11 protein-coding genes are annotated in these 12,695 nt (G+C 67.7%); 9 read left to right on the top strand and 2 right to left on the bottom strand.

The window, feature by feature from the left end:
• Positions 1 to 112: 112 nt before the first annotated feature.
• The 3 genes from P2G62_RS05625 (at position 113) to P2G62_RS05615 (ending at position 5,992) form a co-directional block, all read left to right on the top strand.
• Positions 113 to 931 carry a uracil-DNA glycosylase gene (locus tag P2G62_RS05625; protein ID WP_275733898.1) on the top strand — a complete coding sequence of 273 codons (819 nt, stop codon included), beginning with the start codon at positions 113 to 115 and terminating at the stop codon, positions 929 to 931.
• Between the two features lie 150 nt (positions 932 to 1,081).
• Positions 1,082 to 2,551 carry an HlyD family efflux transporter periplasmic adaptor subunit gene (locus P2G62_RS05620; RefSeq protein ID WP_275733897.1) on the top strand — a complete coding sequence of 490 codons (1,470 nt, stop codon included), beginning with the start codon at positions 1,082 to 1,084 and terminating at the stop codon, positions 2,549 to 2,551.
• Between the two features lie 66 nt (positions 2,552 to 2,617).
• Entirely contained in the window at positions 2,618 to 5,992 is a 3,375-nt protein-coding gene (locus P2G62_RS05615; RefSeq protein WP_275734093.1) for an efflux RND transporter permease subunit, read from the top strand.
• An 11-nt stretch (positions 5,993 to 6,003) separates the two neighbouring features.
• Here P2G62_RS05615 and P2G62_RS05610 read toward each other — a convergent pair whose 3' ends face one another.
• Positions 6,004 to 6,810: a protein-disulfide reductase DsbD domain-containing protein gene (locus P2G62_RS05610; RefSeq protein WP_275733896.1), complete on the bottom strand. Its 807-nt coding sequence runs from the start codon at positions 6,808 to 6,810 to the stop codon at positions 6,004 to 6,006.
• Between the two features lie 161 nt (positions 6,811 to 6,971).
• Here P2G62_RS05610 and P2G62_RS05605 point away from each other — a divergent pair, with 161 nt between their 5' ends.
• On the top strand, positions 6,972 to 7,532 hold the full coding sequence (locus P2G62_RS05605) for a YqgE/AlgH family protein (protein WP_275733895.1): 561 nt from the start codon (positions 6,972 to 6,974) through the stop codon (positions 7,530 to 7,532).
• A 2-nt stretch (positions 7,533 to 7,534) separates the two neighbouring features.
• Here the strand turns inward: P2G62_RS05605 and P2G62_RS05600 are convergent, their stop codons facing one another.
• Positions 7,535 to 8,497 carry an L-threonylcarbamoyladenylate synthase gene (locus tag P2G62_RS05600; protein WP_275733894.1) on the bottom strand — a complete coding sequence of 321 codons (963 nt, stop codon included), beginning with the start codon at positions 8,495 to 8,497 and terminating at the stop codon, positions 7,535 to 7,537.
• Positions 8,498 to 8,618: 121 nt separating this feature from the next.
• Between P2G62_RS05600 and P2G62_RS05595 the strand changes: the two genes are divergently transcribed.
• The 5 genes from P2G62_RS05595 to P2G62_RS05575 are packed head-to-tail and all read left to right on the top strand — an operon-like array spanning position 8,619 to position 12,686.
• Positions 8,619 to 10,310: an acyl-CoA dehydrogenase gene (locus P2G62_RS05595; protein WP_275733893.1), complete on the top strand. Its 1,692-nt coding sequence runs from the start codon at positions 8,619 to 8,621 to the stop codon at positions 10,308 to 10,310.
• The gene (locus tag P2G62_RS05590; protein ID WP_275733892.1) at positions 10,307 to 11,350 is read left to right on the top strand and encodes an MBL fold metallo-hydrolase; all 1,044 of its coding nucleotides are present in this window, start codon (positions 10,307 to 10,309) and stop codon (positions 11,348 to 11,350) included. Before P2G62_RS05595 ends, P2G62_RS05590 begins: the two co-directional genes overlap by 4 nt.
• The gene (locus tag P2G62_RS05585; protein WP_275733891.1) at positions 11,347 to 11,826 is read left to right on the top strand and encodes a DUF6173 family protein; all 480 of its coding nucleotides are present in this window, start codon (positions 11,347 to 11,349) and stop codon (positions 11,824 to 11,826) included. Before P2G62_RS05590 ends, P2G62_RS05585 begins: the two co-directional genes overlap by 4 nt.
• Positions 11,827 to 11,882: 56 nt before the next feature.
• Positions 11,883 to 12,017, top strand: a complete 135-nt coding sequence (locus P2G62_RS05580; protein ID WP_275733890.1) for an aa3-type cytochrome c oxidase subunit IV — start codon at positions 11,883 to 11,885, stop codon at positions 12,015 to 12,017.
• A 39-nt stretch (positions 12,018 to 12,056) separates the two neighbouring features.
• Positions 12,057 to 12,686, top strand: a complete 630-nt coding sequence (locus tag P2G62_RS05575; RefSeq protein WP_275733889.1) for a hypothetical protein — start codon at positions 12,057 to 12,059, stop codon at positions 12,684 to 12,686.
• Positions 12,687 to 12,695 lie beyond the last annotated feature (9 nt).

The raw sequence follows: 12,695 nt of genomic DNA, 5'->3' as shown, positions 1-12,695 counted from the left end.
CCTCCGATGTTGTGCTGGGGCCTTATGGCAAAAGGCCGCGCGCGCGTCCAGCGCCAAGCGTGCCGCGGGGCGGGCGCTTTACCTTGTCGCCCTGCGCGCATAGCTTGCGGGGATGGAGACTCAGCCCCACGCCGAACTGGATTACTATGCCGCGCTGGCCGCCCTGGAGTGGCAGGTCGAACTGGGCGTGGCCGAAGCGGTGCTGGACGAGCCCGTCGATTGCTATGCCCTGCCCGATGCCGCGCCGCAGATCCATCGCCCCGCAGCCCCCGCGCCTGCGCCCGAGGCCCCGAGGCGTCCGGCGCTGCATGTCGTGCCAGAGGCGGGGCCGGACCCGGTCGCCGTGGCCCGCGCGGCAGCGGCAGCGGCGCAGACTCTGCCCGATCTGCGTGAGGCGATGGCAGCCTACGATCTGTGCGATCTGAAGAAGGGCGCGCGCAATCTGGTCTTTGCCGATGGCACCCCGGGCGCGCGCGTGATGATTATCGGCGAGGCCCCGGGCCGCGACGAGGACCAGATCGGGCGTCCGTTCGTGGGGCGCGCGGGCCAGTTGCTCGACCGGATGCTGGCGGCGATCGGCCTGTCGCGGGCCGCACCCGATGCGCTGGCTGCGGTTTACATCACCAACGTCCTGCCCTGGCGGCCACCGGGCAACCGCGACCCGGAACCTGCCGAGATCGCGCAGATGCTGCCATTTCTGGCGCGCCATGTCGAACTGGCCGATCCCGATCTGATCGTGCTGATGGGCAATGCGGCCTGCAAGGCGGCCTTGGGCAAGGCCGGTATCCTGCGGCTGCGCGGGCACTGGACTGAGGCCTTCGGCCGTCCGGCGCTGCCGATGACGCACCCTGCCTATCTGCTGCGCCAGCCGCATGCCAAGCGCGAAGCCTGGGCCGATCTGCTGGAAATCCGTGCCCGGCTGAACGGCTGAGTCTGCCCCGCACCCTGACGATTGCGTGATCGGTAGCGGAAGCGGCCTTGTGCCGCGTAGAAGGGGGATGCTGTTTTTGCGTAAGACATCTGCGATATATCTTTAAGAATAGTGCGCGGGGCCAGGCCTCGCCTTGGCAGGGACAAGACGATGCGGTTTTTGACGCGGAGCCTGATGGGGCTGTTTCTTCTGGCGCTGACGCTGGGGCTGCTGGCCGCAGCGGGCTTTGCCGTGAAATCGGCGCTCGACGCCCGCGCCTCTGGGGGCGGACGGCCGGCTGCGGCGCGCGAGCGGGTGTTCGCGGCGAATGTCGTGACGCTCGACTTCACCACGATCACCCCGGAACTGACCGCCTATGGCGAGGTCCGGTCGACCCGGCGTCTGGAATTGCGCGCCTCGGCTGCGGGCACCATCGCCGATCTGTCGCCGAATTTCGAAGAGGGCGCCGCCGTGGCCGCAGGCGAGGTGCTGGTGCAACTCGATCCGGCCGAGGCGCGGGCGGTGCGCGACAGTGCCGCCGCATCGCTGGCCGAGGCCGAGGCCGCGCTGGCACAGGCGACCCGCGCGCTGGATATCACGCGCGACGATCTGATTGCCGCCGAACGTCAGGTGGTGCTGCGGCAAAGCGCGCTGGAACGGCAGCGCGCGATTGATGCCAAGGGGCTTGGCAAGGCCGCCGATACCGAAACCGCCGAACTGGCACTCAGCACTGCCGAGCAGGCCGTGCTGACCAAACGCGCGGCACTGTCATCGGCGCAGGCGACGCTGGATCAGGCGCAAAACAGCCGCCGTCGCGCTGAAATCGCGTTGACCGAGGCCGAGCGGAAGCTTGACGAAACCCAGATCCGCGCGGAATTCCCCGGCCTTCTGGCGCAGGTGACGGCGGTGCGCGGCGGGATCGTGTCGAACAACGAAATGCTGGCCGAACTGATCGACCCTGCCGCGCTGGAAGTCGCGTTCCGGGTGTCGAACGCGCAATATGCGCGGCTGACCGATGCGGAGGGGCGGCTGATCGAGGCGCCCGCGACGGTGACGCTCGATGCGCAGGGGGCGATGCTGCAGGCGCAGGCGCGGTTGGTGCGGGTCGGTGCGGCGGTGGACGAGGGGCTGACCGGGCGGCTGCTGTTCGCGCGGCTCGAACAGGGCGCGGCGAGTTTCCGTGCGGGCGATTTCGTCACCGTGCGCCTGCAGGAACCCGCGCTGGAAAATGTGGCGCAGGTGCCTGCCGCTGCCGTGGGGGCCGATGGCCGGGTGCTGGTGCTGGCCGAAGGCGACCGGCTGCAGGATGCGCCGGTCGAGGTGCTGCGCCGGCAGGGCGATGCGGTGCTGATCCGCGCCGCCACGCTGCGGGCGGGGCAAGAAATCGTGGCCGAGCGCACGCCGCTGCTGGGCACCGGGCTGAAGCTGCGCCCGTTGCGCCCCGCGCAGGACGGGGCCGCCATCCCGGCCCCCGAAGAGACGATTGCGCTGGACCCCGAACGCCGGGCGCGTCTGCTGGCCTTCGTCGAAGGCAACAGCCGGATGTCGGAAGACAACAAGACCCGGCTGCGCGCGCAACTGGCGCTGGATCAGGTGCCGGTTTCGGTCGTGACCCGGCTGGAAGAACGGATCGGGGGCTGAGCGATGAGTGACCCCGATACGCCCGTTCAGGCGCCCGGTCCGAACGCCGCGGCCGCGGCCGCCGCGATGGCCGAAGGGGATTTTGCCCGCCCCGGCGACCCGTTGCCGCCGCCGCGCGGCATCTTGGGTCTGTTCACGCGCCACGCGACGCTGGCCAATATCGTTCTGGTCGTGCTGCTGTGTGCGGGGCTTGCCGCCGCGCCGCGGATGCGCGCGCAGTTCTTTCCCGATTCCGTGGTCGAAGAGGTCAATGTTTCCGTCACCTGGGAAGGCGCCGGCGCCGAAGATGTGGACCGCGCCATCGTCGAGGTGCTGGAGCCCACGCTGATTGCAGTCGAAGGCGTGGAGGCGTCCGAAAGCCGCGCTACCGAAGGCTCGGCCAAGATCACGCTGGAATTCGAACCCGGCTGGGACATGGGTCGCGCGGTCAATGATGTTGAACAGGCCATCGCCACCGCGGGCGACCTGCCTGAGGCCGCCGAGGAACCCGAGGTCACGCGCGGGGTCTGGCGCGATACGGTCACCGATGTCGTCATCACCGGCCCTCTGGCGCCCGAACAGCTGGGGCGGCTGGCCGATGAACTGGTCGTGCGGCTCTATGCCGAGGGGGTGACGCGCACCACCGTTCAGGGCATGGCCGCGCCGCAGACGGTGGTCGAGGTGCCGACCGTCAAGATGATGCAGCACGATGTCACCCTGTCCGAGATCGTGGCGGTGATCGCCGCCGAGGCCTCGACCAATCCTGCGGGGGATGTGGCGGGGGGCGCCGCGCGGGTGCGCACCGGCGAGGAACGCCGCGATGCGCGCGAGATCGCGGCGCTGGTGCTGCGGTCCGAAGCCGACGGATCGCAGCTGACCGTGGGTGATGTGGCCACCGTCCGGGTCGAGGGGGCGAACCGCAACCGCGCCTATTTCGTGGGCGATAACCCGGCGATGTCGATCAATGTCGCGCGCTCGGCCCAGGGCGATGCGATTGCCCTGCAGCGCAAGGTCGAACAGGTGAAGGCCACGATGGAGCCGACGCTGCCCGCGGGCACGACGATCGACCTGATCCGCACCCGTTCGGACGCGATCACGCAGCGGCTGGAACTGCTGATCGGCAACGGGGTGATGGGGCTCGGGCTGGTGCTGGTGCTGCTGTTCCTGTTTTTGAACGCGCGCACGGCGTTCTGGGTGGCGATGGGGATTCCCACCTCGATGGCGGCGGCGATTGCGGTGATGTATGTCTCGGGCATGACGATCAACATGATCTCGCTGTTCGCGCTGATCCTGACGCTGGGGATCGTGGTGGATGACGCGATCGTGGTGGGCGAGCATGCCGATTTCCGCGCGCGTTCCTTGGGCGAACACCCGGTGCTGGCCGCCGAACAGGGCGCGCGGCGGATGGCGGCGCCGGTTTTTGCCTCGACCCTGACCACGGTCATCGCCTTTGCCGGGCTGACAATCATCGGCGGGCAGATGGGCACGATGGTGACCGATATTCCCTGGACGGTGATCGCGGTGCTGTCGGCCTCGTTGATCGAATGCTTCCTGATCCTGCCCAATCACATGGCCCATGCGCTGACCCATACCGCCGAAGGCGCGTGGTATGACTGGCCCTCGCGGCAGGTGAACCGGGGGTTGGAATGGGTGCGGGTGCGCCTGATGCGGCCGCTCACGCGCGCGGTGATCGCGGCGCGCTATCCGGTGCTGGCGGCGGCGGTGGCGCTGCTGGCCTGGCAGGTGTCCTTCCTGATTTCGGGCAAGGTGCAGTGGCGGTTTTTCAGCCCGCCCGAACAAAGCACGGTGTCGGGCGCCTTCGCCATGGTCGCCGGTGCCTCGCGCGACGATACGCTGGACATGATGCGCGGGCTGCAGGCCGCGGTCGAAAAGGTCGGCGCCGAATATCAGGCGGAATACGGGGTGAACCCGGTCGAATATGCCATCGCGCAGGTCGGTGGCGCGGCGGGGCGGGGGCTGGCCTCGGCCGACAGCAAGGACGCCGACCAACTGGGTAGCATCTCGATCGAGCTGATCGACAGCGATTATCGCCCCTATTCCAGCGCCGATTTCGTCAGCCGCCTGCAGCAAGAGGCCACGCGCCATCCGCTGCTGGAGGAAATCAGCTTCCGTGGTTTCCGCTTCGGGCCGTCCTCGGACGGGCTGTCGGTGCAGTTCACCGGCGCGGAAAGTCGGGTGCTGAAGGACGCCGCGGAAGACCTGAAAACCGCGCTTGCCGCCTTCCCCGAGGTGTCGGCGGTCGAGGATAACCTGGCCTATGACAAGGACGAGCTGATCCTGAGCCTGACGCCGCAGGGGGCCGCACTTGGTTTCGATATCGACGCCCTGGGCCGCGAATTGCGCGCCCGGCTGAACGGGACCGAGGCGGCAAGCTTCCCCGACGGGGTGCGTTCGGCCACGATCCGGGTGGAACTGCCCGACAGCGAACTGGCCGCCGATTTCACCGAGCGGATGCAGATGCGCACGCCGGCGGGTGAATGGGTGCCGCTGGCCGATATCGTCACCGTGCGCTCGGAAACCGGGTTTTCGACGATCCGGCGCGAGGATGGGTTGCGGCTTGTGTCCGTTACCGGCGACATTTCCGAAGACGACCCCGAGCGCGCCAATGAAATCACCCGGCAGCTGAGCGAGGTGATCCTGCCGCGCATCGCCGAAGAGCGCGGCATCGTCTATCAACTCTCCGGCGCCGCCGAGCAGGAGCGCGATTTCATGGCCGATGCGATTCTGGGCCTGACGCTGTGCCTGATTGGCATCTACATCGTTCTGGCCTGGATCTTTGCCAGCTGGACCCGGCCCATCGTGGTGATGTCGGTCATTCCCTTCGGCCTGGTCGGGGCGATCTGGGGCCATTACATCTGGCAATTGCCGATGTCGATGTTTGCCGTGGTGGGGGCCATCGGCATGTCCGGCATCATCATCAACGATGCGATCGTGCTGATCTCGACGGTCGATGAATATGCCGAAAAGCGCGGGCTGATCCCGGCGATCGTGGATGCGGTGGCCGACCGTCTGCGCCCGGTGATGTTGACCACGCTGACCACGGTTCTGGGGCTGGCGCCGCTGCTGTATGAACAATCCAGCGCGGCGCTGTTCCTGAAATCCACCGTCATCACGCTGGTTTACGGGCTGGGGTTCGGCATGGTGATCGTGCTGCTGGTGGTGCCGGCGACGCTGGCGGTGCAGATGGATTTCGCCCGTCAGGTGCGGGCGATGCGGCACGGGGCGCGGGTGCCGGGGTTGCGCACGGTGCTGTGGGCGGCGACGGCGCTGGTGGCGCTGGCTTTCGCGGCCACGCTGGGGCGCGCGCTTTGGTCGGGCACGGGCGTCGGCGCGGCCCTGGGTGTCTTTGTGATGCTGGCGGCGGTCGTGGTGCTGGCGGCGGGTATTCTGGCGCCGCGCGTGTTGCGCGGGCGGGTGCGTCACCTCAGCCCGCGGGGCTGAGGGCCAGCGGCTTAGTCGGGGCAGCCGTTGATTTCCACGGCGCCCTCGGCACTCAGCACGGTGATGCGCAGATCGTTCTGGTCCAGTGCGAAGGGCTGCGCGTTTTCCGGCACGAATTCGGCCATCGCGGTCAGCTGCCCGCCCTCGCGATGCGCCACCGTATCCGACACCCAGACCGGGGTCGATTTCAACTCGAACAGCGCCACTTCCTGCGCCGCTTCGGGCAGGTCGATCGTTGCGGTCACGCGCATTCCGTCGGCGATCGGTTCGACCGTGCAGCGCGCGCCGCCGTCGATTGGGCGCGGCTGTTCGGTCAGCGCGGTGCGGATCATCGGATCGGGCGCGCCCGGCCCGTCCAGATTGGCATCAAGCGCGACCGAGACCGGCACGCAGATTTCATGGCAAATCCCGAATTCCAGATCGGCCGACAATGCAACCGGCTGCGTCGGATCTGCGGGGGTGATTTCCAGCGGCAGGATCAGCTCGTCGTCATAGCCGACGGACCGCAGGCCGTTCTGGTCGAAAATTTCGGGTGTGGGCCAGTGCACCGTCACCCGTGCCACGTTTTGTGAATCGGCAAAGTTCAGGCTGGGCGGAATGCCCGCATCGCCCGGGCTGCGCCAATAGGTCTTCCACCCCTTGTCCAGCGCGATCCGCACCCCGGCCATCCGCGCACCCGTCGGCGTCTGCCAGCCGGGCAGCAGTTCGGCCCCCTCCATGCCGGGGGGCAGCAGGGTATCCTGAGCCTGCCCGGCAAGCGGGGCGGCCAGGGCAAGGCACAGGGCAGTCGAGAATTGGGCAGCGGCAAATCTGGTCATGCCCTTGCGATACCGCTGGAAAGGGGGGCAGGCAAAGTCACAAACGCGCCAGTTGCGCGTGTTGTGCGTTCTTGCCACACCCCGGGGCTTGATCGTGGGGCGGCGGGGGGCCACCTTGAACGGGAAGGGGGCAACTGGCCCCGAGGCGCACGGAGGCGGCGATGGATCTGACCGGAAAACTGCTGATTGCCATGCCCGGAATGGGCGATCCGGGATTCGAGCATGCGGTGGTGGCGGTCTGTGCGCATTCGCCCGAAGGCGCGATGGGTCTGATCGTGAACAAGCCGTTGCCCAAGCCCGGGATGAACGATCTGCTGGAACAGCTGGGCATTTCGGTCACCGCCTCGGACCGGGCCGAAACCCGGCCGATCCTGTTTGGCGGCCCGGTCGAGACCGGGCGCGGGTTCGTCCTGCACAGCCCGGAATGGCAGGGGCGCGGCAAGCCGATGCCGGTCACGCCGCAGATGTCGATGACCGCCACGCGCGACATTCTGGAAGACATCGCTGCGGGCTGCGGCCCGGATCGGGCGCTTCTGGCCCTGGGCTATGCGGGCTGGGGGCCGGGGCAGCTGGAGGAGGAAATCCTTGATAACGGCTGGCTGATCGCCGATGCCGATGCCGATCTGGCGCTGAGCGGCGAACATGCGACGAAATGGATGCGCGCCCTGAGCGGCATGGGCATCGACCCGCGCAGCCTGTCTGCGGCTGCGGGGCGGGCCTGAAATCAGGGTCGCGGCGCGGCGGCGCGGCGCAGCCGGTCGTTGATGGCGCGGCCCAGCCCGTGGTCGGGCACCGGCGCCACGGCAATGCGCACCGCCCCCGCTGCGGCAGCCATCCGGTCGGCCTGCCGCAGGGCGCCGAACAGGTTTGCCGCAGCCTTGACCAGATCGCCGCTGGGCGACAGGTTCAGGTTCGCCAGTTCGCATTCGGGGCCGAAGCCGATCCAGATTTCGTTGCTGGCCGGTGCGCTGGCCTCCAGTCGCACCAAGGCGCCGGGGGCATAATGCGACAGCAACTGCCCGGGCGCGGTGGGCTTGGTCGCATCGCCGCCCATGTCCAGCGGCTGACCAAGCGCGGCCTCCAGCACCTCGGCTGGCAGGCCGCCGGGGCGCAGCAGCACAGGCGGATCAAGCGCAAGGATCGTCGATTCGACGCCGACCGCGCAGGGGCCGCCATCGACGACCGCCGCGATCCGCCCGTCCAGACCATCGAGCACGTCATCGGCGCAGGTCGGGCTGATCTTGCCCGAGGGGTTGGCCGAAGGCGCCGCCAGCGGCCCGCCATAGGCCGCCAGCAGGGCCCGCGCCACCGGATGTTCGGGCACCCGAATCGCCACCGTGGGCAGGCCCGCCGTGACCAGATCGGAAATCCCCGCCTCGGGGCGCAGCGGCAGCACCAGCGTCAGCGGCCCGGGCCAGAACGCCGTGGCCAGCGCGCGCGCCTGTGGCGAGAAAACGGCGATCGTCTCGGCTGCCGCCAGATCGGGCAGATGCACGATCAGCGGATTGAAGCGCGGGCGGCCCTTGGCCTCGAAAATCCGGGCGACGGCCAGATCGCTGCGCGCATCTCCGCCCAGGCCGTAAACCGTCTCGGTCGGGAAGGCGACCAGCGCACCCGCGCCCAGCAATTGCGCAGCACGGGCCAGCCCCGCAGGATCGGTGCCAAGGCGTTCGGTTTTCTGGTTCATCGGGGTTTCGTGACGCAGCGTTGGTGTTGAAGGGGCCTGACCTTGCGGTAACTTACCCCCGGAAATCAGGTCATACGCGTGCAGCCCCCATTTGCCAAGCCGCGCGCCAAAGGAGCATCCCATGCCGTATCGTTCGCCCGTCGCGGAAATCCGCTTCATTCTGGATCAGGTGGTGCCGCTGGCCCCGGTCGCCGCGACCGAGATGTTCGCCGAGGCCACCGGTGACACGGTCGAGGCGATCCTGACCGAGGCGGGTCGGCTGTGCGACGAGGTGATGGCGCCGCTGAACCGCAATGGCGATCTGACGCCCGCGCGGCTGGAAAACGGGGTGGTGCGCAGCTCGCCCGGGTTCAAGGAAGGCTATCAGGCGATTGCCGAGGGTGGCTGGGTCGCGATTGCGGCGCCGCAGGAGTTTGGCGGGATGGGCCTGCCGCAGACGCTGTGCGTGGCGGTCAATGACCTGATGTCGGGCGCCTGTCTGTCGCTGCAACTGAACCCGCTGCTGACGCAAGGCCAGATCGAGGCGCTGGAGCATCACGCCAGTGACGAGATCAAGGAACTGTATCTGCCCAAGCTGATTTCGGGCGAATGGTCGGGCACGATGAACCTGACCGAACCGCAGGCCGGGTCCGACGTGGGGGCGCTGCGCACCAAGGCCGAACCGCTGGGCGATGGCACCTATGCGGTGACCGGGCAGAAGATCTTCATCAGCTGGGGCGATTCGGATGTGACGGCGAACATCTGCCATCTGGTGCTGGCGCGGCTGCCCGATGCGGCGCCGGGGACCAAGGGCATCAGCCTGTTCATGGTGCCGAAGTTCATTCCCGATGCGAACGGCAACCCGGGCGTGGCCAACAGCCTGAAGGTCGTGTCGCTGGAACACAAGATGGGTCTGCACGGATCGCCGACCTGCGTGATGGCCTTTGACGGCGCGACCGGCTGGATGGTGGGCGAACCCGGCAAGGGCATGGCCGCGATGTTCACGATGATGAACAACGCCCGTCTGGCCGTGGGCGTGCAGGGCATCGGCATTGCCGAGGGCGCCTATCAGAAGGCGCTGGAATACGCGCAGGAACGGGTGCAGTTCGCGCCGATCATCGAACATGCCGACGTGCGCCGGATGCTGGCGGAAATGAAGGCCGAGGTGTTCGCCGCACGCTCGATCGCGCTGGCCTGCGCGGTGGCGCTGGATATGGGCCGGGCCACGGGCAATGACGACTGGGCTGCGCGGGCCGCACTGCTGACGCCCATCGCCAAGGCCTATGGCACCGACATCGGCATGTGGGTGGCCGAGCAGGGTGTGCAGGTGCATGGCGGCATGGGCTTCATCGAGGAAACCGGCGCGGCGCAATTCTACCGCGACGTGCGGGTGACCGCGATCTACGAAGGCACCAACGGCATTCAGGCGATGGACCTTGTGGGCCGCAAGATGATGGATCAGGGCCGCGCCGCCTTCCGTCTGCTGCAAGAGGTGGAAGACGAGGCCAAGGCCGCGCGCACCGTCCTGCCGGATCTGGCCGAGGATGTCTGGGCCGCTGCGGAAACCCTGCGCGAGGCGACCGAGGTTCTGCTGGCCCAGGGCATGCAGGATCGTTTCGCCGGCGCGGTGCCCTATCTGCGGGCCTTCGCGCGGGTTCTGGGCGCGCATTACCACCTGCGCGCGGCGATTGCCGCGGGCGCGGACAGCGCGCGGGCCAAGCTTGCCGCGGTCTATATCCGCCGCTTGCTGCCGCAATATGCCGCCGCTCTGGCCGAGGCCCGCGAAGGCGCCGAGGGCCTCTATGCGCTGAGCGTGGAAGACCTGAGCGCATGAGCGCGCAACGGGGCGGGCTGCGCTATCCGTGGCCCGAACCGCCCGCCTTTGGCGACGCGATCAAGGTCGCGCCCGGTGTGCTCTGGGCGCGGCTGCCGCTGCCGATGGCGTTGGATCACGTCAACTGCTTCGCCTTCGACGATGGTGAAGCGGGCTGGACGCTGGTCGATCCCGGCATCGACACGCCCGCCTGCCGCGCCGCGCTGGATGCCCTGATCGCGGGGCCGATGGGCGGACGCCCGGTCTGGCGCGTTCTGGTCACGCATTACCACCCCGATCATATCGGTCTGGCCGGGCTGCTGCAGGCCCGCGGCGCCGAGCTGTGGACCACCCGCACCTCGTGGCTGTTTGCGCGGATGCTGGTGCTGGACGATCAGCCGGTGCCGCGGGCGGAAACGCTGGAATTCTGGCGGGCGGCGGGGATGGTGCCTGAACTGTTCGAAAAACGCCGGGCCGCGCGGCCCTTCAATTTTGCCGATTGCGTGCATCCGCTGCCGCTGGGCTATCGCCGGATCGACGAGGGTGAGCAGATCGGCATGGGCGGGCGCCGCTGGCAGGTGCGGATTGGCCATGGCCATGCGCCCGATCACGCGACGCTGTGGAGCCTGGACGACGACCTGATTGTCGGCGGCGATCAGCTGTTGCCCTCGATCTCGGCCAATCTGGGGGTCTATGCGACCGAGCCGCTGGCCGATCCGGTGGCGGACTGGCTCGACAGTTGCCGCGGTTTCCAGCCGCTGGCAGATGACCGGCATCTGGTTCTGCCCGGTCACAAGCTGCCCTTCACCGGCTTGCCGCTGCGGCTGCGGCAGATGATCGAGAACCACGAAGGCGCGCTGAACCGGCTGCGCGGCATGTTGGCCGAGGCGCCGCGCAGCGCGACCGAATGCTTCCCCGCGCTGTTCAAGCGCAGCATCGGCGAACGCGAATACGGGCTGGCGCTGGACGAGTCGGTGGCGCATCTGAACCATCTTTGGCACAAAGGCGAGGTGACCCGCGAAAGGCGCCCCGATGGTGCCTGGGGCTGGAGCCTGAAATGACCGAGATCCGCACCACCGCCGAGGCCCATGAGGAAAGCGCACTGCCCCGTGCCCGGGCGGTGCATATGGCCGAGAATGCGCCCGACACCCCCGAGAACCTGCCACTGCCGCCCGATCTGGCGGCCGAGCCGGTCGAGGGCAAGAGCCCGGCGCAATGGGCCTATGAACGGCTTGTGCTGTATATCCAGAACTTCGAGCAGCAATTGCAGCCCGACGAAGAGGTCGCGCTGGGGCTGACCGGCGGCGATGTGGGTGTGCTGCAGATCGAGGGCCTGGGCTATTTCGCGCCCGACATCCTGACCTTCTATGGCCGCGACGAAGACGGCGTGCGCACCCAGCTGATCCAGCATGTCAGCCAGCTGAACGTCATGCTCGTGGCGATCCCGAAAGGTGCCGAGGAAGAGGAACCCCGCCGCATCGGGTTCCGGCTGGGACAGGGAATCGCGCAGAGCAAGCCGCTCGATCAGCACAGGTGACAGAGTGCCGCACATGCGCTAACCCTTGAGGCAGGGAGCCAGTCAGGGAGGACGCAATGGCCGATTATCAGCCGGGCAAGATGGATATTCGTGTCCAGGAGAAGACATTCGCCGGTTTTGTGCGCTTCGTAACCTATGCCGTGGTTGCGATTATCATATTTCTGGTGTTTCTCGCTCTGGCAAACGGCTGAACTACCAGCCCCACCAAGAGTTTGAGGAGGGTCAGGCAGATGCGCCGACTTTTCATCTGCCTGGCTATGACGCTGGCATTGGGCGCGTGTGGCGCCGAACAGACCTGGGCCCCGGATGCAGAGGTGCAACGTGCCGCCTATGTGTCGGGCGAACCGCCCTCGGTCACGCTTTATACGGTGATCAGCACCTCGTCGGGCGCGGGCGGCCATTCCTCGGTGATGATCGACGGCACGCAGCGGGTCATGTTCGATCCGGCGGGCAGCTGGTATCACCCCTGGGTGCCCGAACGGAATGATGTGCATTACGGCATCACCGAAAAAATGCGCAAGTTCTACATCGACTATCATGCCCGCGCGACCTGGGACGTGCTGGAACAGAAGGTTCCGGTGACGCTGGAACAGGCAGAAATGTTGCGCGCGCGCGCCGAAGGCTATGGGGCCGTGTCCAAGATGATGTGCGCCCGTTCCACCTCGTCGATCTTCCGCGGGGTGCCCGGGTTCGAGAGTATTCCGCAGACCTTCTCGCCGTTGCGGTTGTCGGCGGCCTTCGCCAAGTTGCCCGGGGTCCAGAGCAAGCTGAACCATGACGGCGACCCCGACAACAATTCGGGTGTGCTGATGATCCAGCAGGAAGAAGTGCGCTACCAGCCGGTGAACAGCGTCAAGTGACGCTGGCCG

The organism is Paenirhodobacter sp. CAU 1674 (assembly GCF_029222945.1).
Lineage (GTDB): Bacteria > Pseudomonadota > Alphaproteobacteria > Rhodobacterales > Rhodobacteraceae > Rhodobacter.
The sequence above is the reverse complement of the archived record's forward strand: the minus strand, read 5'-3'. Positions and strand labels throughout refer to the sequence as shown.

Coding starts and splice junctions, on each gene's coding strand:
- P2G62_RS05625 (WP_275733898.1), top strand. CDS start 113: ATGGAGACTCAGCCCCACGCCGAACTGGATTACTATGCCGCGCTGGCC.
- P2G62_RS05620 (WP_275733897.1), top strand. CDS start 1,082: ATGCGGTTTTTGACGCGGAGCCTGATGGGGCTGTTTCTTCTGGCGCTG.
- P2G62_RS05615 (WP_275734093.1), top strand. CDS start 2,618: ATGGCCGAAGGGGATTTTGCCCGCCCCGGCGACCCGTTGCCGCCGCCG.
- P2G62_RS05610 (WP_275733896.1), bottom strand. CDS start 6,810: ATGACCAGATTTGCCGCTGCCCAATTCTCGACTGCCCTGTGCCTTGCC.
- P2G62_RS05605 (WP_275733895.1), top strand. CDS start 6,972: ATGGATCTGACCGGAAAACTGCTGATTGCCATGCCCGGAATGGGCGAT.
- P2G62_RS05600 (WP_275733894.1), bottom strand. CDS start 8,497: ATGAACCAGAAAACCGAACGCCTTGGCACCGATCCTGCGGGGCTGGCC.
- P2G62_RS05595 (WP_275733893.1), top strand. CDS start 8,619: ATGCCGTATCGTTCGCCCGTCGCGGAAATCCGCTTCATTCTGGATCAG.
- P2G62_RS05590 (WP_275733892.1), top strand. CDS start 10,307: ATGAGCGCGCAACGGGGCGGGCTGCGCTATCCGTGGCCCGAACCGCCC.
- P2G62_RS05585 (WP_275733891.1), top strand. CDS start 11,347: ATGACCGAGATCCGCACCACCGCCGAGGCCCATGAGGAAAGCGCACTG.
- P2G62_RS05580 (WP_275733890.1), top strand. CDS start 11,883: ATGGCCGATTATCAGCCGGGCAAGATGGATATTCGTGTCCAGGAGAAG.
- P2G62_RS05575 (WP_275733889.1), top strand. CDS start 12,057: ATGCGCCGACTTTTCATCTGCCTGGCTATGACGCTGGCATTGGGCGCG.